21 protein-coding genes and 2 pseudogenes are annotated in these 24,697 nt (G+C 68.6%); 12 read left to right on the forward strand and 11 right to left on the reverse strand.

What is annotated here, in order from left to right; genetic code table 11:
* Nucleotides 1–11: 11 nt before the first annotated feature.
* Nucleotides 12–464, reverse strand: a complete 453-nt coding sequence (locus tag BUB20358_RS08545) for a lipocalin-like domain-containing protein (protein ID WP_006764252.1) — start codon at nt 462–464, stop codon at nt 12–14.
* Nucleotides 465–642: 178 nt separating this feature from the next.
* Between BUB20358_RS08545 and BUB20358_RS08550 the strand changes: the two genes are divergently transcribed.
* Nucleotides 643–2,235, forward strand: a complete 1,593-nt coding sequence (locus BUB20358_RS08550; protein ID WP_035972312.1) for an ABC-F family ATPase — start codon at nt 643–645, stop codon at nt 2,233–2,235.
* A 278-nt stretch (nt 2,236–2,513) separates the two neighbouring features.
* Here the strand turns inward: BUB20358_RS08550 and BUB20358_RS08555 are convergent, their stop codons facing one another.
* On the reverse strand, nt 2,514–2,879 hold the full coding sequence (locus tag BUB20358_RS08555) for a hypothetical protein (RefSeq protein WP_035972313.1): 366 nt from the start codon (nt 2,877–2,879) through the stop codon (nt 2,514–2,516).
* A gap of 409 nt (nt 2,880–3,288) precedes the next feature.
* On the opposite strand from BUB20358_RS08555, the gene BUB20358_RS08560 reads away from it, so the two are divergent.
* Nucleotides 3,289–4,479, forward strand: coding sequence for an NAD(P)H-dependent flavin oxidoreductase (locus tag BUB20358_RS08560; protein ID WP_035972315.1), 1,191 nt, complete (start codon nt 3,289–3,291; stop codon nt 4,477–4,479).
* A 65-nt stretch (nt 4,480–4,544) separates the two neighbouring features.
* The gene (locus tag BUB20358_RS08565) at nt 4,545–5,186 is read left to right on the forward strand and encodes an OmpW/AlkL family protein (protein ID WP_006764256.1); all 642 of its coding nucleotides are present in this window, start codon (nt 4,545–4,547) and stop codon (nt 5,184–5,186) included.
* A gap of 75 nt (nt 5,187–5,261) precedes the next feature.
* Here the strand turns inward: BUB20358_RS08565 and BUB20358_RS08570 are convergent, their stop codons facing one another.
* Nucleotides 5,262–5,465, reverse strand: coding sequence for a DUF1289 domain-containing protein (locus BUB20358_RS08570; RefSeq protein WP_035972316.1), 204 nt, complete (start codon nt 5,463–5,465; stop codon nt 5,262–5,264).
* A gap of 407 nt (nt 5,466–5,872) precedes the next feature.
* Here BUB20358_RS08570 and BUB20358_RS08575 point away from each other — a divergent pair, with 407 nt between their 5' ends.
* The 4 genes from BUB20358_RS08575 (at nt 5,873) to BUB20358_RS08590 (ending at nt 9,959) form a co-directional block, all read left to right on the forward strand.
* Nucleotides 5,873–6,967 carry a polyamine ABC transporter substrate-binding protein gene (locus BUB20358_RS08575; protein WP_006764258.1) on the forward strand — a complete coding sequence of 365 codons (1,095 nt, stop codon included), beginning with the start codon at nt 5,873–5,875 and terminating at the stop codon, nt 6,965–6,967.
* A gap of 87 nt (nt 6,968–7,054) precedes the next feature.
* On the forward strand, nt 7,055–8,215 hold the full coding sequence (locus BUB20358_RS08580) for an ABC transporter ATP-binding protein (RefSeq protein ID WP_006764259.1): 1,161 nt from the start codon (nt 7,055–7,057) through the stop codon (nt 8,213–8,215).
* The gene (locus BUB20358_RS08585; protein ID WP_006764260.1) at nt 8,212–9,141 is read left to right on the forward strand and encodes an ABC transporter permease subunit; all 930 of its coding nucleotides are present in this window, start codon (nt 8,212–8,214) and stop codon (nt 9,139–9,141) included. Before BUB20358_RS08580 ends, BUB20358_RS08585 begins: the two co-directional genes overlap by 4 nt.
* Nucleotides 9,138–9,959: an ABC transporter permease subunit gene (locus tag BUB20358_RS08590; protein WP_006764261.1), complete on the forward strand. Its 822-nt coding sequence runs from the start codon at nt 9,138–9,140 to the stop codon at nt 9,957–9,959. Before BUB20358_RS08585 ends, BUB20358_RS08590 begins: the two co-directional genes overlap by 4 nt.
* A 153-nt stretch (nt 9,960–10,112) precedes the next feature.
* Here the strand turns inward: BUB20358_RS08590 and BUB20358_RS08595 are convergent, their stop codons facing one another.
* The 4 genes and pseudogenes from BUB20358_RS08595 to BUB20358_RS08605 all read right to left on the reverse strand — a co-directional run bounded on the left by BUB20358_RS08595 (nt 10,113) and on the right by BUB20358_RS08605 (nt 13,528).
* Nucleotides 10,113–10,919, reverse strand: coding sequence for a sulfite exporter TauE/SafE family protein (locus BUB20358_RS08595; protein WP_035972317.1), 807 nt, complete (start codon nt 10,917–10,919; stop codon nt 10,113–10,115).
* Between the two features lie 4 nt (nt 10,920–10,923).
* Nucleotides 10,924–12,180: pseudogene (locus tag BUB20358_RS08600) on the reverse strand (NAD(P)/FAD-dependent oxidoreductase); the annotation flags it as partial.
* A gap of 104 nt (nt 12,181–12,284) precedes the next feature.
* Nucleotides 12,285–12,615, reverse strand: a pseudogene (locus tag BUB20358_RS28765) (protein tyrosine phosphatase family protein); the annotation flags it as partial.
* Nucleotides 12,616–12,643: 28 nt separating this feature from the next.
* A complete protein-coding gene (locus tag BUB20358_RS08605) occupies nt 12,644–13,528 on the reverse strand; it encodes an MBL fold metallo-hydrolase (protein ID WP_006764264.1) in 885 nt (294 codons plus the stop codon).
* Nucleotides 13,529–13,765: 237 nt separating this feature from the next.
* Here BUB20358_RS08605 and BUB20358_RS08610 point away from each other — a divergent pair, with 237 nt between their 5' ends.
* From BUB20358_RS08610 to BUB20358_RS08625, 4 genes are all read left to right on the forward strand, one after another.
* Entirely contained in the window at nt 13,766–15,172 is a 1,407-nt protein-coding gene (locus tag BUB20358_RS08610) for a sigma-54 interaction domain-containing protein (protein ID WP_035972321.1), read from the forward strand.
* A gap of 64 nt (nt 15,173–15,236) precedes the next feature.
* Nucleotides 15,237–15,800 carry a DUF2975 domain-containing protein gene (locus tag BUB20358_RS08615; RefSeq protein ID WP_006764265.1) on the forward strand — a complete coding sequence of 188 codons (564 nt, stop codon included), beginning with the start codon at nt 15,237–15,239 and terminating at the stop codon, nt 15,798–15,800.
* Nucleotides 15,801–15,808: 8 nt separating this feature from the next.
* On the forward strand, nt 15,809–16,030 hold the full coding sequence (locus BUB20358_RS08620; RefSeq protein WP_035972324.1) for a helix-turn-helix domain-containing protein: 222 nt from the start codon (nt 15,809–15,811) through the stop codon (nt 16,028–16,030).
* Entirely contained in the window at nt 16,008–16,709 is a 702-nt protein-coding gene (locus BUB20358_RS08625) for a hypothetical protein (protein WP_035972326.1), read from the forward strand. Before BUB20358_RS08620 ends, BUB20358_RS08625 begins: the two co-directional genes overlap by 23 nt.
* A gap of 216 nt (nt 16,710–16,925) precedes the next feature.
* On the opposite strand, the gene BUB20358_RS08630 is transcribed toward BUB20358_RS08625, so the two are convergent.
* The 4 genes from BUB20358_RS08630 to BUB20358_RS08645 form a co-directional block, all read right to left on the reverse strand.
* Nucleotides 16,926–17,954, reverse strand: a complete 1,029-nt coding sequence (locus BUB20358_RS08630; protein ID WP_006764267.1) for a MerR family transcriptional regulator — start codon at nt 17,952–17,954, stop codon at nt 16,926–16,928.
* A 119-nt stretch (nt 17,955–18,073) separates the two neighbouring features.
* The gene (locus BUB20358_RS08635) at nt 18,074–19,609 is read right to left on the reverse strand and encodes an efflux transporter outer membrane subunit (protein ID WP_035972327.1); all 1,536 of its coding nucleotides are present in this window, start codon (nt 19,607–19,609) and stop codon (nt 18,074–18,076) included.
* A gap of 2 nt (nt 19,610–19,611) precedes the next feature.
* Nucleotides 19,612–22,764, reverse strand: coding sequence for an efflux RND transporter permease subunit (locus BUB20358_RS08640; protein ID WP_006764268.1), 3,153 nt, complete (start codon nt 22,762–22,764; stop codon nt 19,612–19,614).
* Nucleotides 22,761–23,870 carry an efflux RND transporter periplasmic adaptor subunit gene (locus tag BUB20358_RS08645; RefSeq protein ID WP_035972328.1) on the reverse strand — a complete coding sequence of 370 codons (1,110 nt, stop codon included), beginning with the start codon at nt 23,868–23,870 and terminating at the stop codon, nt 22,761–22,763. Before BUB20358_RS08645 ends, BUB20358_RS08640 begins: the two co-directional genes overlap by 4 nt.
* A 187-nt stretch (nt 23,871–24,057) precedes the next feature.
* Here BUB20358_RS08645 and BUB20358_RS08650 point away from each other — a divergent pair, with 187 nt between their 5' ends.
* Nucleotides 24,058–24,678 carry a TetR/AcrR family transcriptional regulator gene (locus BUB20358_RS08650; RefSeq protein WP_006764269.1) on the forward strand — a complete coding sequence of 207 codons (621 nt, stop codon included), beginning with the start codon at nt 24,058–24,060 and terminating at the stop codon, nt 24,676–24,678.
* The last annotated feature ends 19 nt before the right edge of the window (nt 24,679–24,697 follow it).

The raw sequence follows: 24,697 nt of genomic DNA on the forward strand, positions 1-24,697 counted from the left end.
GTGCGTGCCGATCAGCGCGACGCGCGCGCCCACACGAGCACCGCGTCGACTTCCCGGCCGTCGACGCGTACCGGCTCGGCGGTGCCGAGCTGCAGCCGGTCGCCGTCGACGTGAACCGCGCGCTGCTGCACGTTGCCGATCCAGTTCGGATAAAGGCTCACGTCCATTTCGTGCGTCAGCGTGCCGTCGTCGTCGACGCGGTACGGGCCCGAATACGCGATATAGCCGCGGGCCGCGGCCGCGCGTTCTTCGACGGTGCCGCCCTGCAGGTCGCCGTCCGCGTACGGCGGCCGGCCGGCGGCCATCAGCTGCGCCGACATGTAGCCGTCGGGCGTATACAGGATCCAGCCGCGCGCGTCGCGGCCGAGCGGATAGGTGACGGTGCCGCCGTCGCGCGGGCGGACTTCGTAGGACACGAGGCGCCATGCGCCGACGAGTTGTTCGCGAAGCTGGCTGGCAGTCATGGGGATTCCGGTAGGACGGCGATGGCGCGCGTGCCGTCGGGTTGGCGGGCCGCCCGACGCGCAGCCGGAGTCCGCAACGGCGGAATCGAAACGGCGCGTGGGCGGGTGGTCGGCAGTTTCTCCGACACCTGCTAAAATACACGGTTTTCCGTCGATTTATCTCCTAACGGGACCTGCCGTGCTTTCTACTGCCAACATCACGATGCAATTCGGGCCGAAGCCCCTGTTCGAGAACATCTCGGTCAAATTCGGCGAGGGCAACCGCTATGGTCTGATCGGCGCAAACGGCTGCGGCAAGTCGACGTTCATGAAGATCCTCGGCGGCGATCTCGAGCCGAGCGCCGGCAACGTCGCGCTCGAGCCGAACATCCGTCTCGGCAAGCTGCGCCAGGATCAGTTCGCGTACGAAGACGTGCGCGTGCTCGACGTCGTGATGATGGGCCACACCGAGATGTGGGCCGCGATGACCGAGCGCGACGCGATCTACGCGAATCCGGACGCCACCGACGACGACTACATGCACGCAGCGGAGCTCGAGGGCAAGTTCGCCGAGTACGGCGGCTACGACGCCGAAGCGCGCGCCGGCGCGCTGCTGCTCGGCATCGGCATCGACGAGAAGTTCCACAACGGTCCGATGCGCGACGTCGCGCCAGGCTGGAAGCTGCGCGTGCTGCTCGCGCAGGCGCTGTTCTCGAAGCCCGACGTGCTGCTGCTCGACGAACCGACCAACAACCTCGACATCAACTCGATCCGTTGGCTCGAGCACACGCTCAACGAGTACAACTCGACGATGATCATCATCTCGCACGATCGTCACTTCCTGAACTCGGTGTGCACGCACATGGCCGACATGGACTACGGCACGCTGAAGGTCTGGCCGGGCAACTACGACGACTACATGCTCGCATCCGCGCAGGCGCGCGAGCGTCAGGCCGCGGCCAATGCGCGGGCGAAGGAGCGCGTCGCCGAGCTGCAGGACTTCGTGCGCCGTTTCTCGGCGAACAAGTCGAAGGCGCGCCAGGCGACGAGTCGCGCGAAGCAGATCGACAAGATCAAGATCGAGGAATTCAAGCCTTCGTCGCGCCAGAACCCGTTCATCCGCTTCGAGTTCGAGAAGAAGCTGCACAACATCGCAGTGGTCGCGGAAGGCATCACGAAGAAATACGACCGCACGATCTTCGAGAACTTCAATCTGTCGGTGCAGCCCGGCGAGCGTATCGCGATCATCGGCGAGAACGGCGCGGGCAAGACGACGCTGCTGCGTGCGCTGCACGGCAGCCTGCAGCTCGACGGCGGCACGGTCAAGTGGGCCGAGAACGCGAACGTCGGCTATATGCCGCAGGACACGTACGAGGAGTTCCCGGACGACGTCACGCTGATGGACTGGATCGACCAGTACCGGAAGGACGGCGACGACGAGACGATGGTGCGCGGCACGCTCGGCCGCCTGCTGTTCTCGGCCGACGACATCAAGAAGTCGGTGAAGGTGCTGTCGGGCGGCGAGAAGGGCCGCATGATCTGGGGCAAGCTGATGCTCGGCCGCCACAACGTGCTGCTGATGGACGAGCCGACGAACCACATGGACATGGAGTCGATCGAATCGCTGCAGATCGCGCTCGAGAAGTTCGAAGGCACGCTGATCTTCGTGTCGCACGACCGTGAGTTCGTCAGCGGCCTCGCGAACCGGATCATCGAAGTGCGCACGGACGGCACGCTCGTCGACTTCGGCGGCAATTACGAGGATTTCCTGGCGAGCCAGGGACAGGAGTGATGCCCGGCCCGCTGCGGCGGGGCTGAGCGACCCGGAAGCCCGCCAAGGCCGATGCCTGGCGGGCTTTTTTGCGTCCGCACGCATGCTTGTTGTCAGGCGAGCGAGCGGTAGCGCAGGGAGGGTGCGCGCGGCGATCGCCGCGATGCGATCGTGGCCGCCCGGCGCGCAGATGAAGGCGATTCGTCAGGACCGACGCATTCGGCACGTCCGCCGTGCAGCGGACGACGCGATCATCGATTCGCGCAGCGCGACGGCCCGCGCCGGCCGTTCCGCCCGCGTCAATCCGCGAGCCGCTTGTCCGCGAGCGCTTTGCAGCAGTCGTCGTACACCCATTGGACGAGCTTCGCGCGGTAGTCGAGATCGTCGGTGTCGACGATTTCCTCGACCGCGTCGCGCGCCCATGACGCATCGACGAATCCGGCGTGCCGCTTCGCGATGTCCTGCGCGAGCGCGGCCAGCTTTGCGATGGTTAGCCAGTCGGCCTGCCGGTGATGACGGTCGAGCCAGCGGTGGGCGGCCTGGACCTGGAACGCGGCGTCCGGCCAGGATTCGTTCAGGTAAAACGCGCCGAGGTTGCCGCAGGTGAGCCAGCAAAGCAGTTCCAGGCGGTCGTGCGAGCCGAGGGTAGGGGATGCGTCGGTCATGGCAGCGCTCACGAAAGGCATCGATTCCGGGTGGCGCGGGCTGCAGCGGCCGGCGCCGATAGTAAAAACATAGCACGATGCGCGCCACACCGCGCACGCGCGTCGCGCGGACGCCGCAGCCCGCAAAATCGACCGGGCCGCACACCGTTCGGGCATTTCGTCCGGTTGCCGGGCTTTGCCGCCTTGCGCATATCCGCTCGAATTGCCGCTCCCGGTAGATCGGACGCGGCAGCTCGAATCTGCGCCGATTCTCCATCGACCGAAGGCGGCGTAAGCCGGCCGGACTGAATCGCGCCGCCGGACGAATCTTCCGCAGCACGCTCACATGCCGTTTTTGTTGACGGCCGTCAACGTGCGCGCCGCGCGATCGCCGATCATCGCGGTTTCCGATGTTTCGACGAGACGACCGATGACCGTACGCACTTCCTTTCCGCCGCTGATAATCCGCGGCCGCACGTTGCTGCCCGTCGTGCAGGGCGGCATGGGTGTCGGGATTTCCGCGCACCGCCTCGCGGGCAGCGTCGCGCGCGAAGGCGCGCTCGGCACGATCGCGAGCATCGATCTGCGCCACCACCATGCGGACCTGCTCGCACGCTGTCGCGCGCACCCCGATCGCGCGACGCTGGAAGCCGCGAACCTCGACGCGCTCGCCCGCGAGATCCGCCTCGCGAAGGCGTACGGCGAAGGGCGCGGAATGATCGCCGTCAACGTGATGAAGGCGGTGAGCGCGCATGCGGACTACGTGCGCGTCGCGTGCGACGAAGGCGCGGACGCGATCGTGATGGGCGCCGGTCTGCCGCTCGATCTGCCCGATCTCACGCACGGCCGCGACGTCGCGCTGATCCCGATCCTGTCGGACGGCCGCGGCATCGCGCTCGTGCTGAAGAAATGGATGAAGAAAGGGCGGCTGCCCGACGCGATCGTGATCGAGCATCCCGCGCATGCGGGCGGCCATCTGGGCGTCACGCAACTCGACGACATGCACGACGCGCGCTTCGATTTCGCGCGCGTGCTGGACGACGCCGCACGGACGATGGCGTCGCTCGGCGTCGCGCGCGACGCCGTTCCGCTGATCGTCGCGGGCGGAATCAACAGTCACGACGCGGTGCGCGCGGCGCTGGCGGCCGGCGCGAACGGCGTGCAGGTCGGCACGCCGTTCGCGGTGACCGAGGAGGGCGACGCGCATCCGAATTTCAAGCGCGTGCTCGCGGATGCGTCGCCCGACGACATCGTCGAATTCGTCAGCGTGACCGGGCTGCCGGCGCGCGCGGTCAGAACGCCGTGGCTCGATCGCTACCTGCGCAACGAGACGCGCATTCGCGACAAGCTCGGCGCGCTGAAGCAGCGCTGCCCGACCGCGCTCGAATGCCTGAGCGTGTGCGGGCTGCGCGACGGCATCGAAAAGTTCGGCCATTTCTGCATCGATACGCGCCTTGCGGCCGCGCTGCGCGGCGACGTCGCGAACGGACTGTTCTTCCGCGGCCGCGAGCCGCTGCCGTTCGGCCGTGCGATCCGCAGCGTGCGCGACTTGCTCGACCTGCTGCTGACCGGCCGCGCACGCGAGCCTGCGGCAAACCGCCCCACGTTTACGCTGGCTTGACGAACGTCAAGACGGCCGAAAGACCCTATAGGGAGAATGGAAACCATTCTTTGGGGGTCCGTACCATGCATCGAACGATCAGAAGTCGTATCACCGTTGCCGCCGTGGCGGCGAGTCTTGCCGCGATCGCCGCGCCGTCGCTGGCGGCGTCGCCCGGCGACGGCATTTATCAGGGCGACGTGCTGGCCCGCGTGCGCGCGATCAGCATCCAGCCGAACGAGCGCGGCAGCGACACGCTCGGCGCGCTCCACACCGGCGTGAACAACGCGATCGTGCCGGAGCTCGATTTCACGTACATGATCCGCGACTACCTGGGCATCGAGCTGATTCTCGGCACGTCGCGGCACCAGGTGACGTCGAGCGTCGGCCATCTCGGCGGCGTCAACGTGCTGCCGCCGACGCTGCTGCTGCAGTACCACTTCAACCATGCGGGCAAGGTGCGGCCGTACGTCGGCGCGGGGCTGAACTACACGTACTTCTACAACAACGGGCTCAACGTCGGCGGGCAGGGCGTGTCGATCGACAAGAGCAGTTTCGGCCCCGCGCTGCAGTTCGGCGTCGACGTGCAGGTCAGCAAGAAGATGTTCGTGAACGTCGACGTGAAGAAGATCTGGATGAGTACCGATGCGACGCTCGGCGGCAACGGCATCGGCACGCTGCACATCGATCCGCTGATCGTCGGCGTCGGTGTCGGGATGAAGTTCTAGACGCGCGGCAGGAACAGCGGAGTTGGGGTTGGCGGCATGGCGGTCTGCATGCCGCTCTTTTTTTGTGCGGCGGATTTACAGCTTGTCGTGCTGGAAGCGCATCGCGGTGCCTTCGTGCCGGATGCGCTCCCACACCGCACGCTTTTCTTCGTCGCTCAGGAACACCCAGTTCGACACTTCGGCGGCCGTGCGGCCGCAACCCTTGCAGACTTCGTCGAAGAGGGTCGAGCACACGCCGATACAGGGGCTGTCGGGCAGGTCGTGGAGATTGGAGGCCATCGTCAGGGTTCGCGCAGTCGGATCGTCAGCGCGCCATTTTAATGCATCGGCACGCGCGGCCTTGGCACGCATCGGCGCCCGCGCCGGCCGCGCGTTGCCGCGGCGACGGTCGAGCCGGCAAGCCGCGTACCGCCGGTACGCGCGGATGCCGCGACGCGCGGTTCTTTTCCGGATGGACAGCCGTCGATTACCCGATAGAATTGCCCCCGGAACGCGCGCCTCGGCGGCGGCCCCGTCGCGCTCGCGACGGGAATCTGTTCCGTTTGCGCGACACCGGCATGATTTTTTTGTGACGGAGCGCGAATGATGGTAGCGTTCGGGGTTTTCGAGGGGCGGTGCGCCGAAACGCGCCGCCATGACGGGGCAGACGGCAGCCGGACAAGCGGTCCGGCCGGAGGGAGAGCGGGATGAAAGCAAAGGTGGTGGGCCGGTTCGCAGCGCTCGCGCTGTGCGTGGGTGCATCGGCGGCAGCGGCGAAGGATACGCAGCTCAATGTCTATAACTGGTCCGACTACATTGCGAAGGACACGATCCCGAACTTCGAGAAGCAGACGGGCGTCAAGGTCCGCTACGACAACTACGACAGCGACGACACGCTGCAGGCGAAGCTGCTGACCGGCAGCTCCGGCTACGACATCGTCGTGCCGACCAGCAACTACGCAGGCAAGCAGATCGCGGCCGGCATCTTCACGCCGCTCGACAAGTCGAAGCTCCCGAACCTCAAGTATCTCGATCCGCAGCTGATGGCGCTCGTCGCCGGCGCGGATCCGGGCAACAAGTACACGGTGCCGTGGGCATACGGCACGACCGGCCTCGCATACAACGTGGCGAAGGCGCAGCAGGCGCTCGGCAAGGTGCCGCTCGACAGCTGGGACATCCTGTTCAAGCCGGAAAACATCTCGAAGCTGAAGGCCTGCGGCGTGTCGGTGCTCGACGCGCCCGACCAGATGTTCGCGGCGACGCTGCACTACATCGGCAAGGATCCGATGAGCACGAACCCGGCCGACTACAAGGCCGCGATGGACGTGCTGAAGAAGATCCGTCCGTACATCACGCAGTTCAACTCGTCGGGCTACATCAACGATCTGGTCGGCGGCGACATCTGCTTCGCGTTCGGCTGGTCGGGCGACGTCGTGATCGCGAAGCATCGCGCGATCGAGGCGAAGAAGCCGTACAAGATCGAGTACTACATTCCGAAGGGCGGCGCGCCGGTGTGGTTCGACGTGATGGCGATTCCGAAGGACGCGAAGAACAAGGACGCCGCGCTGCAGTGGATCAACTACATCGAGGATCCGAAGGTGCACGCGGCGATCACGAACGCCGTGTACTACCCGAGCGCGAACGCCGAGTCCCGCAAGTACGTGCGGCCCGACGTCGCGAACGACCCGGCCGTCTATCCGCCGGCCGACGTCGTGAAGACGCTGTTCCTGCTCAAGCCGCTGCCGCCCGAGATCCAGCGCCTGCAGACGCGTCTGTGGACCGAGCTGAAGTCGGGACGCTGACGCGAGCCGAAGTGTAGCCAGCAGTCATGAAGCCCCTGGTGTCCCCGGGGGCTTTGTTCGTCAAACGCAGGAGAGAAGCAGCACATCATGAATAGCCAGTCGGGTGCGCCGGTCGCGGGCGCGCCGTCCTTCGTTTCCTCGTCCGGCGCCGGCGCGCGCGCGGAGAACTTTGTCCAGATCGTCGACGTCGTCAAGAAATTCGGCGAGACCGAAGTCGTGCGCAACGTGAACCTCACGGTGCGTCAGGGCGAGCTGTTCGCGCTGCTCGGCAGCTCGGGCTCCGGCAAGTCGACGCTGTTGCGCATGCTCGCGGGCTTCGAGACGATCACGTCGGGCAAGATCCTGATCGACGGCGAGGACCTCGCGCACATGCCGCCGTACAAGCGGCCGGTGAACATGATGTTCCAGTCGTATGCGCTGTTCCCGCACATGTCGGTCGAGTCGAACGTCGCGTTCGGCCTGAAGCAGGAGGGCACGCCGAAGGCCGAACTGAAGGAGCGCGTCGCCGCGGCGCTCGAGCTCGTGCAGATGGGCAAGTACGCGAAGCGCAAGCCGCATCAATTGTCCGGCGGCCAGCAGCAGCGCGTCGCGCTCGCGCGCTCGCTCGTCAAGCGGCCGAAGCTGCTGCTGCTCGACGAGCCGATGTCCGCGCTCGACAAGCAGATCCGCCAGCGCACGCAGATCGAGCTCGTCAACATCCTGAGCAAGGTCGGCGTGACCTGCATCATGGTCACGCACGATCAGGAAGAAGCGATGACGATGGCGCATCGGCTCGCGGTGATGAGCGAAGGGCAGATCGTGCAGACCGGCTCGCCGAACGAAGTGTACGAATACCCGAACAGCCGCTTCTCGGCCGAGTTCATCGGCTCGACGAACCTGTTCGACGGCGTGACCGTCGAGGACGAACCCGATCACGTGTACATCGAGTCGCCGCAGCTGCCGAGCCGCCTGTACGTGAGCCACGGGATCACGGGCCCGCTCGGGATGCCGGTCACGGTGTCGGTGCGCCCGGAGCGGATCGCGCTCACGCGCAAGCCGCCCGAAGGCGCGTTCAACTGGGCGCGCGGCCGGATCACGAACGTCGCGTACATGGGCGGCTACTCGCTGTATCACGTGAAGCTCGACGGCGGCAAGACGGTGATCGCGAACGTGTCGAGCCTCGCGATCTCGGAGCTCGAGACGCCCGCGCTCGGCGACGAGATCTACGTGCGCTGGAGCGCGACGGCGGGCGTGGTGCTGACGTCATGAGCGCGCTCAAGTCCCTGCTCGCGTGGCCGGCGCGGCGCTTCAACCTGACGGGCGGCACCGCGGTCGTCGCCGGGCCGTTCACGTGGCTCGTGCTGTTCTTCCTCGTGCCGTTCGTGCTGGTCGTGAAGATCAGCTTCGCGGAGCTGCAGCTCGGCATTCCGCCGTATTCGGAGCTCGTGTCGTACGCGGACGGTGTCGTGCACATCGCGCTGAACCTGTCGCACTACGCGTTCCTGTTCTCGGACAGCCTGTATTTCGCGACCTACGTGAACTCGGTGCTGGTCGCCGCGATCACGACGCTGCTGTGTCTGCTGATCGGCTATCCGATGGCGTACTACATCGCGCGCTCGAACCCGGCGACCCGCAACCTGCTGATGATGGGCGTGATGCTGCCGTTCTGGACGTCGTTCCTGATCCGCGTGTATGCGTGGATCGGGATCCTGAAGAACAACGGCCTGCTGAACAACTTCCTGATGTGGATCGGCCTGATCCATACGCCGATCGAGCTGTACCGCACGAACTACGCGGTGTACATCGGGATGGTGTATTCGTACCTGCCGTTCCTCGTGATGCCGCTCTATGCGCACCTCGTGAAGATGGACCTGCGGCTGCTCGAGGCCGCGTACGACCTCGGCGCCAAGCCGTGGACCGCATTCGTGCGGATCACGCTGCCGCTGTCGAAGAACGGGATCATCGCCGGCTGCCTGCTCGTGTTCATCCCGGCGGTGGGCGAGTACGTGATTCCCGAACTGCTCGGCGGCGCGAATACGCTGATGATCGGCCGCGTGATGTGGAATGAGTTCTTCAACAACGCCGACTGGCCGATGGCGTCGGCCGTGACCTGTGCGATGGTGCTGCTGCTGCTCGTGCCGATGGCGATGTTCCAGCACTTCCAGGCGAAGGAGCAGGAGGGCCGCCGCCGATGAAGCCGAATCGTTATCTGCAGTTCGCGGCGCTGTTCGCCGGCTTCGCGTTCCTGTACATCCCGATCGTCAGCCTGATCGTCTATTCGTTCAACGAGTCGAAGCTCGTCACCGTGTGGTCCGGTTTCTCGTTCCGCTGGTATGCGGCGCTCGTCGACGACGACGAACTGCTGAGCGCCGCGTGGCTGTCGCTGAAGATCGGCGTGCTGACCGCATTCGCGTCGGTGTTCATCGGTACGTGGGCCGGCTTCGTGCTCGCGCGGATGGGGCGCTTTCGCGGCTTCGCGCTGTTCAGCGGGATGATCAACGCGCCGCTCGTGATTCCGGAAGTCATCCAGGGGATTTCGCTGCTGCTGCTGTTCATCGAGCTCGCGAAATGGATCGGCTGGCCGGCCGAACGCGGGATCTTCACGATCTGGCTCGGCCACGTGATGCTGTGCATCTCGTACGTCGCGATCATCGTGCAGTCGCGCGTGCGCGAGCTGAACCCGTCGCTCGAGGAGGCCGCGCTCGATCTCGGCGCGACGCCGCTGAAGGTGTTCTTCACGATCACGCTGCCGCTGATCTCGCAGGCGTTGATCGCCGGCTGGCTGCTGTCGTTCACGCTGTCGATCGACGATCTCGTGCTGTCCGCGTTCCTGTCGGGCCCCGGCTCGACGACGCTGCCGCTCGTCGTGTTCTCGCGCGTGCGCCTCGGCCTGAACCCGGAGATGAATGCGCTCGCGACGCTGTTCATCATCGCGGTGACGGTCGGCGTCGTGGTCGCGAACTTCGTGATGCTGCGCCAGGAGCGCAAGCGGACCGCGGCGTTCGCGGGCTGACGCGCACGAACACGCTGCCGCAACGACAAAGCGCCCGGTGCCGACGACGAGTCGCGCCGGGCGTTTCGTTTGAGGCGGCGCGGCCGTGCGCCGGCGCGTTCGCCGGTGGCCGCGTGCGTCGGCTGCGCACGTCGGCCCGCTATCGGACGCGGCTCATGCGCCGAACGCCGCCTTCGCGAGCAGGCCGAGCGCCACGCACACGAGCACGGCCGCGAAGCCGGCCTGCACGTGCCGCGCCGACAGGCGCCGCGATGCGCCGCGTCCGGCCGCCATCCCGAGCGCGGTCGCGGCCGTGAACCACAGCATCACGTCGAGCGGCGCGCGCGTGCCCGACACGAGCGTCGCGAACACGCCGCCGGTGCCGACCAGCGCGATCACCATCAGCGACGTCGCGACGATGCCGTGCATCGACACGTTCGTGAACCTGCGCAGCATCGGCACGATCACGAAGCCGCCGCCGACGCCGAGCAGCCCGGTCATCAGGCCCGTTACCGCGCCGGTCGATGCGAGCGCGAGCGCGGCCGGCCACGACCACACGAGCCGGCCCGTATCGGGATTCACGCGGCCGACGCACAGCGGCGACGTGTCGGAGCCGGCGCACGCGCGCCGCAACGCCTGCCGCAGCAGCCGCGCGGCGACGACGAGCATCGTCAGCGCGAACAGCGCGAGCAGCACGCGTTGCGGCAGCACGTGCGCGAGCCGCGCACCGAGCGTCGTGAGCGGCACGCCGGCCGCCGCCATCAGCAGTGCCGCGCGATAGCGGACGAGCCTGCGACGAAAACCTTCGAGCGCGCCGAGCGCCGCGCTGCCGGCGACCGCGACGAGCGCGACCGGCGTCGCCTGCTGCATCGGCCAGCCCATCCCGACGACGAGCGCCGGCACCGCGAGAATCCCGCCGCCGGCGCCCGTGAGGCCGAGCACCGCGCCGACGAAGCCGCCCAGTACGACGGAGATCAGCATCGCGTCACCCGGCCGAGCGCTCGGCGCCCGCTGCGCGAATCGCCGGCTTCGCGAGCCATTCGCGGCCCTTGAGCATCGCGTTCCAGTAGAGCGGCGGCAGGATGCGCGCCTTGAGCAGCCATGCGAGCCGCGACGGGCGCTTGCCGTCGATCAGCCATGCGGGGAACGTCGGCGCGAGCTTGCCGCCGTACAGGAATTCGGCGAGCACGATCCGGCCGCGCTCGACGGTCAGCGGGCACGAGCCGTAGCCGTCGTACGCGGCGTCGCGGTGCGCGCGGCCGAGCGATGCGAGCACGTTGTGCGCGACGACCGGCGCCTGCTTGCGCGCGGCCGCGGCGGTTTTCGCGTTGGTCGTGTTCGTGACGTCGCCGAGCGCGAAGATGTCCGCGAAGCGCTTGTGCCGCAGCGTCGCCGGATCGACGTCGATCCAGCCGGCCGCGTCGGCGAGCGGGCTCGCGCGCACGAAACCGGGCGCCTTCTGCGGCGGCACGACGTGGATCATGTCGAACGCGCGCTTGACGGTTTGCGTGCCGCCGTCCGGCAGCGTGCGCACGAACGTCGCGCGCCGCGCGGGGCCGTCGATCGCGACGAGATTGTGGCCGAACGACAGCGCGATGCCGTAGCGCTTCACGTATTCCATCAGCGCGGGCACGTAGTCGGCGACGCCGAACAGCGCGCCGCCCGCATTCAGGAACTCGACGTTCGCCGCTGCCAGGCGGCCGGTACGGCGCCAGTGGTCGCACGACAGATACATCGCCTTTTGCGGCGCGCCCGCGCACTTGATCGGCATCGGCGGCTGCGTGAACAGCGCACGGCCGCCGCGGAACGCGCGTACCAGTTCCCACGTGTACGGTGCGAGGTCGTAGCGGTAGTTCGACGTGACGCCGTGGCGGCCGAGCGTGTCGACGAGGCCGTCGATCGCGTGCCAGTCGAGCTCGAGCCCCGCACAGACGACGAGCTTCCGGTAGCCGATGCGTCGGCCGTGCTCGAGCACGACGGCGTGCGCGTCGGGCTCGAAACGCGCGACCGCCGCGCGGATCCGGCGCACGCCGCGCGGCAGCACGTCGGCCATCGCGCGCTCGGTCGACTCGGGCCGGAACACGCCCGCGCCGACCATCGTCCAGCCCGGCTGGTAGTAGTGGAATTCGGCGGGATCGATCACTGCGACGTCGAGCGACGCATCGCGCGCGAGCAGGCTCGATGCGACCGCGATGCCGGCCGCGCCGGCGCCGACGATCACGACGTCGTGCCGCGCGTCGACTGCGGGCAACGGCTGCGAATCGGCTGGCGCGATGCCGGCGGTGCGTGCGTCGGCACTGTCGCCGGTTCCGGCCGCCGTCGTGCTGGCGCCCGGCGATGCAGGGCCGCCGGACTGCGACAGCGTCCACAGCGTCGCCGACCGCGTGCCGCTTCGGCAGTACGCGAGCACCGGCGCGTCGAGCGACGCGACCAGCACGCCGAACTGCGCGGCCTGCTCGGCCGTCACGTGGCCGGCGGCGACCGGCAGGTAATGGACGTCGATGCCGAACGGCGCGGCGGCCGCGCGGATCTCGGCAACGCCAGGCTGGTCGCGGCTTTCGCCGTCGGGCCGGTTGCAGACGATCGCGCGGATGCCGGCCGCGTGAAGCGCGGGCAGGTCGGCCGCCGCGATCTGCGGCGATACCGACAGCGTGTCGGTCAGCTTGCGAAGGATCATGTCGGAGGTTCCGGTCGGGGGAAGTCGGTCAGATCGCGTCGAGCGGGATCTTCAGATAGCGCACGCCGTTGTCTTCGGGCTCGGGCAGATGCCCGGCGCGCATGTTGACCTGCACGGACGGCAGCATCAGCACCGGCATGTCGAGCGTCGCGTCGCGCGCAGTGCGCATCGCGACGAATTCGTCCTCCGTCACGCCGTCCTTCACGTGCACGTTCGCGCGGCGCTGCTCGGCCACCGTCGTCACGAACTGCACGTCGCGTCCGCCGGGCTGATAGTCGTGGCACAGATAGACGCGTGTGTCCGGCGGCAGCGCGAGCACGCGCGCGATCGACCGGTATAGCGCGCGCGCATCGCCGCCGGGGAAGTCGCAGCGCGCGGTCCCGTAGTCGGGCATGAACAGCGTGTCGCCGACGAACGCCGCGCGCTGCGTCGCGTCGTCGACGCAATACGTGACGCAAGCCGGCGTATGGCCGGGCGTGTGCAACACGCGGATCGTCAGCGCGCCGAGCGCGAGCGTGTCGCCGTCGTCGAGCAGCCGGTCGAACTGGCTGCCGTCCTGCGCGAAGCCCGGGCCCGCGTTGAACAGCCGGCCGAACACGTGCTGCACGCGGCGCACCTGCGAGCCGATCGCGATCCGGCCGCCGACGCGCGCCTTCAGATACGGCGCGGCCGACAGATGGTCGGCATGCACGTGCGTCTCCAGCAGCCAGTGCACGGTCGCGCCGAGCTCGGCGACGCGCGCGATCAGCCGGTCTGCGCTCGCCGTGTGCGTGCGGCCGGACTTCGGGTCGTAGTCGAGCACGCTGTCGATCAGCGCGCACGCACGGCTTGCCGTATCGAGCAGCAGGTAGCTGACGGTGTGGGTCGCCGGGTCGAAAAAGCCTTCGACCGACAGCGTGGAGGTGTGGCTCACGGGATGTCCTCGATCGGTTCTGCATCTGCAATCGCACCTTTCGTTCTCAAGAAGCATGCCAATCGGGTTCGCGGCCAAAATCGGCGGTGCAAATGCTTGATCGTGCTCGGTTTTTCAGTGCGCGCCGGCGCGACCCGAGCGGCGATTGCACGATCGAACTGCCACGTTTGGCAGTGCCGTGGCAGAATTGGCAGCCCATGCTGGCAGTCGATCCGCCGTCCTCCACCGAGCCCGCCGATGAATCCGCACGACACCATCCCGATCGTTCCCGCGCCGCCGCGCGAACTCGCGCCCGACGTTCGCGCGCTCGTCGCCTATCTCGAACAGGACCCGCAGCCGACGATCGTCGTCGATCCCGACTACCGGATCCTCGCGGCGAACGATGCGTACCGGCGCCAGTTCGGCGTGGCCGGCGTCGAGCACGTCGGGCGGCGCTGCTTCCAGGTCTCCCATCATTACGACGTGCCGTGCGACCAGGCCGGCGAACACTGTCCGATGAAACAGGCGCTCGAGTCGCGCGGGCTGAACCGCGTGCTGCACATTCATCACACGCCGCGCGGCCCCGAGCACGTCGACGTCGAGCTGCGGCCGATCTTCGATGCGCTCGGCAACGTGATCGCGTACGTCGAGCGGCTGACGACGGTGCGCAGCGCGTCCGCGCAGCCGAGCGCCGAAGGGCTCGTCGGCAGCGCGGATACGTTCAACGCGGCGCTCGGCGCGTTGCAGCGCGTCGCGCCGTCGACGCTGCCGGTGCTGCTGCTCGGCGAATCGGGCACCGGCAAGGAGCTGTTCGCGCGCGCGCTGCACGAGGCGAGCGGCCGCGCGATGGGCCCGTTCGTGGTCGTCGACTGTTCGGGAATCGCCGAAACGCTGTTCGAGAGCGAGCTGTTCGGCTACGAGAAGGGTGCCTTCACCGGCGCGAACCAGCGCAAGCCGGGCCTCGTCGAGACCGCGCAGGGCGGCACGCTGTTCCTCGACGAGATCGGCGACGTGCCGCTGCCGATGCAGGTGAAGCTGCTGCGGCTGATCGAGTCGGGAACGTTCCGGCGCGTCGGCGGCGTCGAGACGCTGCGCGCCGATTTCCGGCTCGTCGCGGCTACGCACAAGCCGCTGCGCGAGATGATCGCCGACGGCCGGTTCCGGCAGGATCTGTATTACCGGATCAACGCGTTTCCGATCGCGCTTCCCGCGCTGCGTGAGCGGCGCGGCGACGTCGCGCTGCTCGCCGAATCGATCCTGCGGCGCATCGCGAACGCGCGGGCCGGCGCGGCGACGGACGCCGGCGCGCGGCCGTGCGTGCTGAGCGAACGCGCGCTCGCGTGCCTCGACGCCTATGCGTGGCCCGGCAACATCCGGGAACTGCGCAACGTGCTCGAGCGCGCATGCCTGTTCGCGGACGACGGCACGATCCGCGTCGAGCACTTGCCGCCCGAACTCGCGGCGGCCGCGGATGCACCGCGCGACGGCACGCGCGCGGCCGGCGCGACGACGGACGCCGAACTCGCGCGCATCGCCGCGGAATTCGGCGGCACGCGCAAGGCGCTCGCCGAACGCGTCGGCATCAGCGAGCGGACGCTTTACCGGCGGCTGAAGGCGCTTGGAAGCACGTTCGGCGATAAAAAATCACATTGGGACAACAATTAATTATCGTTTTACGATAATTCTTGGCGTACAATCGGCGCATCTTCCACGCTCGTCGAGGCAAACCATGCACACCGATCGCATCGCCCGCATCAGCCAGCGGATGGCTGCCGTTACGTTGTGGTTCATCGTCGGCATGTTGGCGTTGAACGCCGCATGCTGGGTTTTCCCGTCGCTGAACGCGACGCATGCCGGGCCCGGTTTCGTGTTCGGCCTGACCGACTCGGTGATGTCCGGCCTGCAGGTAGACGTCGCCGCATTCCCGTGGTGGCAGAAGGCGGTCGGCATCGTGCTGTCGAGCGTGCCGCTCGTCGCGCTCGCGACCGGCCTTCATCATCTGCGCCAGCTGTTTCGCACGTACGCGCGCCGCGACTATTTCTCCGCGCAGGCAGCCGGCCATCTCGGCAAGACCGGGCGCGCGATCGGGATGTGGGTATTGCTCAGCGTGCTGTGCGAACCGCTGCTGACCGTCTGGGCGACGATGCGCGAGCCGGCCGGGCATCGCGTCGTCAGCGTCGGCTTTACGCTGCCGTACGTCGTCGCGCTGTTTACCGCTGCATGCATCGCGGTCATCGCGCACATCCTGCGGCAGGCGAGCGAACTCGACGCCGAACATCGGCAATTCGTCTGAGGCGCGCGATGACGATCGTGGTCAAGCTCGACGTGATGCTCGCGACCCGCAAGGTTCGCTCGAAGGACCTCGCGGCGGCCGTCGGCATCACCGAACAGAATCTGTCGCTGCTCAAGCAGGGGAAGGTCAAGGGCATCCGCTTCGCGACGCTCGAGGCGATCTGCCGCTATCTCGACTGCCAGCCGGGCGACCTGCTGGCGTTCACCGATGACGGCGGCGAGCCGGATTGACGCATCGTCGCTGCGAGCGGGGGAAGCGCGGCGGCGGCAGCGGCCGCACGTCGTCGCGCTGGCCTGTGTCGCGGCTCTGTCGCTGCACGTGCTCGGATGGCTCGTGCTGCAATGGACGTCGAGCGCGGCCGGCACGGCTCGACCGGAAGTCGATGCGTCCGCACGGATCGCGCTGAGCGTCAGGTTGATTCCTGCGATGCCGCCGGCGCCGCGTTCGCCGCCGTTACCGCATGCGGCCGCGCGTATCGCGCCCGACGCCAGCACGCGCGGCACCGCGCGATCGACACGACGTTCTGCGGTCGCACCGAACGCGCGTAACACGACGCGTTCGCTTGCCGATGATGCGACGGGCGCGCATGACGCCGCGAACGCCGCGCTGGAGCGACGCGAGCAACGCGCCGACGCTCGCGCTGCGCCCGATGTCGACTGGGCGCGCGATCTGGCGACGATCGGCAGGGCGGGTGCGGTCGGTCGCAGCGCGGCGCAGGCGACGGTGAACGCACTGGGCGCATCGGCGGCAAGCGCGGCACCGCGTCGTCCTACCGCCGATGCGACGCTGGCGTCCGGCATGTCGAACGCGCGGCGCGCCGATTGCCGGAACGCGTATGCGGGCGCCGGGCTGCTCGCGCTGCCGATGCTCGCGCTCGACGCGGTGCGCGATACGGGCTGCAAGTGGTGAAGCGCGCGGCCCGCCTGCGCGTTCTTGCAAGCGGGCCGCGCGACGAATGCCGGCCGATGCGCCGTACCGCGCCGCCGTCACATGCCGGCCGCAACGGCGGTGCGTCGCCGCCGGCACGGACGTCACGACAACGCGCACGTCGCGCAGGGCACGCAGCACGCAACTCAGGCACGGCACGCACGTCACGACGCGCACACCGCCGTCGGCGCCGACCGCTCAGCGCACCGGCGCGAGCTGCGCGATCGCGGCGCGCATGAAGCCGAGCAGCGTGTCGTCGACCCACGCGTCCTTCATCAGCGCCGGCTCGTTCGCCATCGCGTCGCGGAATTTCGCGTGCGTGGCCGGATCGTCGCCCGCGTAGCTGCGGAACAGATCGAGCCAGCGTTGCGCGAGCGCGCGGCCCTCCGGCGAGTCGGGCTGCTTGCCGGCCTCGAGCGCATCGCGCACGTCGGCCACCAGCTGCGGCCATTCCATCGCGCGTTGCCCGTAGTGCGCACGCATGAAGCGGATCTCGTCCGGATTCAGATACTTCTCGAAGATCCGCATCTTCGTTTCGGCCACGGCCTTCAGCACGTAGTCGCGCAATTCGGTCGAAATGCCGATCTTCGTCTGCATCGAAGGCTCGCGCTCGTGCATCACGTTCAGCTTCGCGAGCAGCCGCGGGTCGCCGGCGGTGTCGCGCACGAGCTGCGTCATCCAGCGATCGGCGAGCGCGCGCACGCGGTCGTCCTCCGGCGGCACGCCCGCATCGTGCAGCGCGCGCACGTCGGCGACGAGCGCGATCCATTCCGCATCGCCGGTCTGGCTCTTGCGGTACATCGGCATGCGCGCGAGTTCTTCATCGGAAAAATATTTGTCGTACACGGTCATCAACTCCAGTGTGGTGAGCCAATCGGACAGCTCCGGCTCCGTGCCCGCGGCGAGCTGCGCGTGCAGGCTCACGAGCCGCTCGCGCAACTGCGACGCTTGCGCGAGCTGACGGTCGAGCGACGCGATCTGCTTCGCGACGAGATCGACGAGCGGGGTGCCGGGCTGGTTCAGGTAATCGCCGATTTCGGCCAGCGACAGTCCGAAGCGACGCAGCGCCTGGATCTGGTGGAGCCGCGCGACGTCGTCGCGGTCGTACAGCCGGTAGCCGTTGTCGGCGCGCGCCGAAGGCGTCAGCAGGCCGATCGCGTGATAGTGATGAAGCGTGCGGACGGTCAGCCCGCTGCGTTTCGCCAGTTCTCCCACTTTCAGCCGCATGTTTCCCTCCGTTCGATGCGCACACTGGAGTGTCGAACGTTACGCTACGTGAGGGTCAAGCGGAAGTTCGAACGTCGGGCGCACCGGACGAGGCCGCGTGCGCCCGACGCAAGCCCGCGTCATCGCGCGGACGCAGCGACGCCGTTCGCGGCGGCGCGGGCTTGCGGGCTGCCGGCGTCGTTGCCGGCCTTGTCGAGCGACGGCGTGCCCATCGCCTGATAGAGCCGCGCGGTGTCCGCGAGCCGCGCGCCGGTCGCGCGGATTTCGTCGAGCCGCGCATTCCGGTACTGCAGCTCGCTCGCGCGCGCCGCGGACGGCGGCAGCGCGCCGAGCCGCACGCGTGCGGCCGCGTCGTCGTACGCGCCGCGCGCGGCCAGCGCCGCCCGCGACGACGCGTCGAGCGCTTCGGCATCGTGCTCGAGCGCGGCGAGCGAGTCGGCGACGTTCTGGAACGCGGCGAGCACCGTCTGCCGGTACTGGTCGACCGCGGCTTCGTAGCTCGCCTTCGCCGCGCGGCGCTGCGCGAGCAGCGCGCCGCCGTGGAAGATCGGCTGGCTCAGCGACGCGCCGACGTTCCAGATCGCGCCGGCGCCCGACAGCATCGTCGGCCAGCTGAATCCGCCTTTGCCCATCGCGGCGGACAGCGACAGCTGCGGGAACAGCTGCGCGGTCGCGACGCCGACTTCGGCTGCGGCCGCTTTCAGCCCCGCATCGGCCGCCTGGATGTCGGGGCGGCTTTGCAGCAGATCGGACGGCACGACGACAGGCACCTGCTCGGGCAGATGCAGATCGGCGAGTGCGAGATCGGCCGGCGGCCGGTCCGGCGTGCGGCCGATCAGCACCGCGAGCGCGTGGCGCGCGGAGTCGCGCTGCTGGCGCAGCGCGGGCAGGCTCGCGGCGAACGTGTCGGCGCTTTGCCGCGCGTTCAGCGCGTCGCTGCGCGACGCCGCGCCGAGCGCGTGGCGGCGTTCGGCATCGCGCGCCTGGTCGTTCGCGAGCGCGACGAGCCGCTCGGTCGTGTCGATCTGCGCGTTGAGCACCGACACCGTGATCGACGCGGTCACGATGTTCGCGGCGAGCGCGCGGCGCGCGGATTCGAGCTGGAACGCGCTGACGTCGACGCGTTTTCCGAGCGCGCGATTCGCGAAGCGCGCGGCGCCGAACAGGTCGACCGTGTAGCTCGCCTGCAGCTGCCCGACGAACGTGTCGTACAGCAGCGTCGGCGCGCCGAGCGCCGGAATCGGCACGCCGAGCGCGCGCTGCCGCGTCGCCTGGCCGCCCGCGTCGATCGACGGCAGCAGCGAGCTGCCGATCTGCGCACGCAGCTGCTCGCGCGCGGCGTCCAGCGAATGCGCGGCCGCCGCGAGCGTCGGGCTGTTGCGCAACCCTTCGTCGACGAGCGCGTTCAGCGCATCGGAACGGTACTGTTTCCACCAGTCGGGCACCGGCTGCGCGCCGACCTCGAATCGTTGCGCGACGCCGTGCGCGGCAACGGTCTGCTCGAGCTGCGGTGCGGCGCCGTAATGCGCGGGCGACGGCAGTGCGGGCGGCTCGCCGCTCGGCGCGAACCATGCGCAGCCGGCCAGCGGCGCGGCGACGCTCGCCGCGGCGAGCGTGCGCAGCGTACGGGTTTTCAGCTTCATCGACAATTCCATGGTCAGGCTCCCGACGGCGCGGCGGGCGGCGTGTCGCCGTCGTGCGGATCGCGCTCGTCGCGCTTCACGCGGAACCACGTCGCGTACAGCGCGGGCAGGTAGAACAGCGTCAGGACGGTCGCACTGGTGATGCCGCCCATCAGCGCGGTCGCCATCGGCCCGAAGAAGTTCGAGCGCAGCAGCGGAATCAGCGCGAGCACGGCGGCCGCGGCGGTCAGCGTGATCGGCCGGAAGCGCCGCACGGTCGCGCCGACGATCGCGTCGAAGCGCCCGTGGCCCGCTGCGATGTCCTGTTCGATCTGGTCGACGAGGATCACCGAGTTGCGCATGATGATCCCGAACATCGCGATCACGCCGAGCATCGCGACGAAGCCGAACGGCTGGCCGAACAGCAGCAGCGTGCCGACGACGCCGATCAGCCCGAGCGGCGCGGTCAGCACGACCATCAGCACGCGCGAGAAGCTCTGCAGCTGGATCATCAGCAGCGTGAACACCGCGATCGCCATCAGCGGCATCTGTGCGTTGATCGACGTCTGCGCCTTCGCGCTTTCCTCGACCGACCCGCCGATGTTGATCTGATAGCCGACCGGCAGTTGCGCGCGCAACGCATCGAGCTTGCCGTCGATCGCGTGCGTGACGTCGATGCCCTGCGCGCCCGCACGCACGTCGGACTGCACGGTGATCGTCGGCTGGCGGTCGCGCTCCCAGACGACGCCGTATTCGAGCGCCGGCGTGAAGCTGCCGAGCGAGCCGAGCGGCACGGGGCCGTTCGGCGTCGGCATCGCGAGGCCCGCGAGCTTCGCCGGATCGACGCGATCGGCCTGCGGCGCACGCAGGTCGACCGCGATCAGCTTGTCGCGTTCGCGGTACTGCGTGACGGTCGTGCCGGACAGCGTCATCGCGAGGAAGCCCGACACGTCCTGCGACGTGACGTTCAGCTCGCGCGCCTTCTTCTGGTCGATCTCGAAGCGCACCGAGCGCTCGGCCGGCTCGTCCCAGTCGAACTGGACGTTCACGGTGCGCGCGTCGCCGCGCATCGTCGCCGCGACCTTCTCGGCGATCGAGCGGACCGTCGCGATGTCGTCGCCGCTCACGCGGAACTGCACCGGATAGCCGACCGGCGGCCCGTTTTCCAGCCGCGACAGCCGCCAGCGCACGGCCGGAAACCGGTCGCGCAGCGTGGTTTCGAGCCACGTCGCGAGCTGCTCGCGGTCCTTCACCGACTTCGCGGTGATCACGAACTGCGCGAAGTTCGGCAACTGCAGCTGCTGGTCGAGCGGCAGATAGAAGCGCGGCGCGCCGCTGCCGACGAAGCTCACCACGTGGTCGATCTCCGGCCGCTTGTCGAGCGCCTTCTCGACGCGCTCGGTCTCGCGCAGCGTCGCCGCGAACGACGCGCCTTCGGGCAGCCGCAGGTCGACCAGCAGCTCGGGGCGATCGGAGCTCGGGAAGAACTGCTGCGGTACGAGCGAGAAGCCCATCATCGCGACGACGAACAGCACGACCGTGATCAGCAGCACGACGAAGCGCCGCTCGATGCACCAGTCGATCCAGCCGCGCAGCCGCCGGTAGAAGCGCGTGTCGTAAATGTCGTGCTCGTGATCGTCCGGCAGGTGCGCTTCGTGCGCGTGCTTCTTGCGCTCCGGCAGCAGGTGATAGCCGAGCAGCGGAATCAGCACGACCGCCGCGAACCACGACGCGATCAGCGCGATCGCCGACACCTCGAAGATCGAGCGCGTGTATTCGCCGGTGCTCGACTTCGCGAGCGCGATCGGCAGAAAGCCCGACACCGTGACGAGCGTGCCGGTCAGCATCGGGAACGCGGTGCTGGTGTACGCGAACGCGGCGGCGCGCGCGCGGCTGTAGCCCTGTTCGAGCTTCACGGCCATCATCTCGACCGCGATGATCGCGTCGTCGACGAGCAGCCCGAGCGCGAGCACCAGCGTGCCGAGCGACACCTTGTGCAGCCCGATGTCGAACAGGTACATGAACAGCGCCGTCACCGCGAGCACAACCGGGATCGAGATCACGACGACCATGCCGGTGCGCAGGCCGAGCGACACGAGGCTCACGATCAGCACGATCGCGACCGCTTCGGCGACCGCTTCGAGGAAGTCGTCGACCGAATGCGACACGGCGTGCGGCATGCTCGACACTTCTGTCAGCTTCAGCCCGGCCGGCAGTTGCGCCTGCAACTCCTTCGATTCGGCATCGAGCGCCTTGCCGAGCCGGATCACGTCGCCGCCGGGCTGCATCGTCACGCCGATGCCGAGCACGGCCTTGCCGCGGCCGTCCGCGCCGATCGCGCGCATCTGCGTGACTTGTGGATCGTCGTAGCCGCGCTTCACCGTCGCGAGATCGCCGAGCCGGAACGTGCGGCCGTTGATGCGGATCAGCGTGTCGGCGATCGCGGCGACGTTGTCGAACTGGCCGCTCGGCCGCACGTATACGCGATCGTCGGCCGTCGTCAGCACGCCGCCGGACGATACGTCGTTCTGCGCGTTGATCGCCTGCGCGAGCTGCTGCGGCGAAATGCCGAGGCGCGTGAGCTGCGCGTTGTCGGCCTCGATGAAGATCCGCTGGCCGGGGTCGCCGAAATAGTCGACCTTGCCGACGCCCGGCACGCGCAGCAGCACGGTGCGCAGCTGGTCCGCGTAGTCGTGCAGCTGCGCGGGCGTGAAGCCATCGCCCTCGAGCGTCCAGATGTTGGTGTAGACGTCGCCGAATTCGTCGTTGAAGAACGGGCCCTGGACGCCCGGCGGCAGCGTGTAGCCGATGTCGCCGACCTTCTTGCGGATCTGGTACCAGGTCTCCGGCACGTCCTTGACCGGCGCGGAATCCTTCATCGTGAAGAAGATCAGCGATTCGCCGGGGCGCGAATAGCTGCGCAGGAAATCGATCGCCGGCGTTTCCTGCAGCTTGCGGCCGATCCGGTCGGTCACCTGCTCCTGCACCTGCCGCGCGGTCGCGCCGGGCCACAGCGTGCGGATCACCATCACGCGGAACGTGAACGGCGGGTCTTCGGACTGCGCGAGGCGCGTGTACGCGAGGATGCCCGCGAGCGTCGCGAGCGCGATCAGATAGACGACCAGCGCCTGGTGGCGCAGCGCCCACGCGGACAGGTTGAAGCGGCTTTCTTCGCGGGACGCACTCATGACGCGAAGTCCTCCGGATGCAGCGGCGCGATCGGGCGGACCTTCTCGCCGGCGCTGACCGTATGCACGCCTTGCAGCACCACGCGCTCGCCGGGCTGCAGCCCGTGCGACACGGTCACGGTACGCTCGTTGAAGCGCGCGACGTCGACGCGGCGCAGCTCGAGCGTGTCGTCCTTCGTGCGCACGACCCACACGGCCGGATGCGGGCCGTCGTGGAACAGCGCGGTCGCGGGCAGCGTGATCGGCTGCGCGCCGCCGTCGGCCGGCGCGCCGTCGAACGCGACGTTCGCGGTCATCCCGAGGCGGATCGCCGGGTCGGGCGCGGCGAGCGCGAGCTTTACGCGGTACGTGCGGCTTTGCGGATCGGCGGCCGGCGCGACTTCGCGCACCTTCGCCGCGAACTGGCGGCCCGGCAGCGACGGCAGCGTGACCGTGGCGGCGCGACCGGGCGCGAGCGACGCGAGCGCGGCCTCGGGCACGTCGCTGACGACGTCGACGTCGCCGGCCCACGCGAGCTGGTAGACGGGCTGCCCGGCCGACACGTTCTGGCCGGTGTCGGCCTGTTCGGCGGTGATGTAGCCCGCATGATCGGCGACGAGCGTCGCATAGCGCAGCTGGTTGCGGGCCAGCGCGAGCTGCTGCTGCGCCTGGTCGCGCTGCGCGAGCGCGGACGCGTAGCTGTCTTCCGTCTGCTCGAGCTGCGCGGTCGCGATCAGGTTCTCCCGCGCCTGCGCGCGATCGCGGTCGAGCTGCTGCTTCGCGAACGCGAGGCGATGCGCGGCCGCATCGAGCTGCGCCTGCGCGCTCGCCGCGTTCCTTTCGACGTCGGACGGATCGAGCAGCGCGACGACCTGGCCGGCCTTCACCGTATCGCCGAGCCGCACCTTGCGCTCGACGATCTTGCCCGCGATGCGGAACGACAGCGGCGTCGCGTAGCGCGGCTGGATTTCGCCGGGCAGCGTACGCACGGCGGCCGCGCCGTCGGCGCGCGCGGGCAGCGCGACGACGGGCCGCGGCGCGGGCGGCGCGGATTCTTTCGGATGGCAGGCAGCGACGACGAGCGCGACGCCGATCAGCAGCGCGGCGCGGGAACCGGAGCGATTCACGAAACCCCCAGGTGAGGTGAGCGGAACGAGGCCGGCAAGCGCAGCGGCGCTTGCCCCGAGTGGCGCGGACAGCGGTGCGCACGGACAGACGAACGAGACCGTTCGGAAACTGTGGCGAATTCTAATACACACCTGTATCCGAATGCAAAGATGAATCCGAAAGGAGAACGGTGCTAGACTGCGCGGCATGAAAACACAGCGCTTAACTCGCGAGCAGAGCAGGGACCAGACGCGCGAACGTCTGCTGAATGCCGCGCACAGGATTTTTCTGAAGAAGGGCTATGTCGCGGCGAGCGTCGAGGACATCGCGGCGGCGGCCGGCTATACGCGCGGCGCGTTCTATTCGAATTTCCGCAGCAAGTCGGAGCTGCTGCTGGAACTGCTCGAGCGCGACCACGCGTCGGTGCGGGCCGATTTCGAGGCGATCTTCGAAGAAGGCGGGCCGCGCGAGCAGATGGAATCGACCGCGCTCGCGTACTACAGCACGCTCTTTCGCGACGACGAATACTCGCTGCTGTGGGGCGAGGCGAAGCTGCAGGCAGCGCGCGACGCGAAGTTCCGCGTCCGCTTCAACCAGTTTCTGCACGGCAAGCGCATGCAGATGGCGGAGTTCATCGAGCGCTTCGCCGAGCGTGCCGGCACGCCGCTGCTGCTGCCGGCCGAAACGCTCGCGTTCGGGCTGATGTGCCTGTGCGACGGCGTGCAGTCGTATCACACGGCCGATCCGCAGCACGTGTCGGCCAATGCGGCCGAAGCCGTGCTCGCCGGGTTCTTCGCGCGCGTCGTGCTCGGGCGCGCGCCGGACTGAGCGCGGCCCGGTCGCTGCG

The organism is Burkholderia dolosa, from assembly GCF_902499135.1.
Lineage (GTDB): Bacteria > Pseudomonadota > Gammaproteobacteria > Burkholderiales > Burkholderiaceae > Burkholderia > Burkholderia dolosa.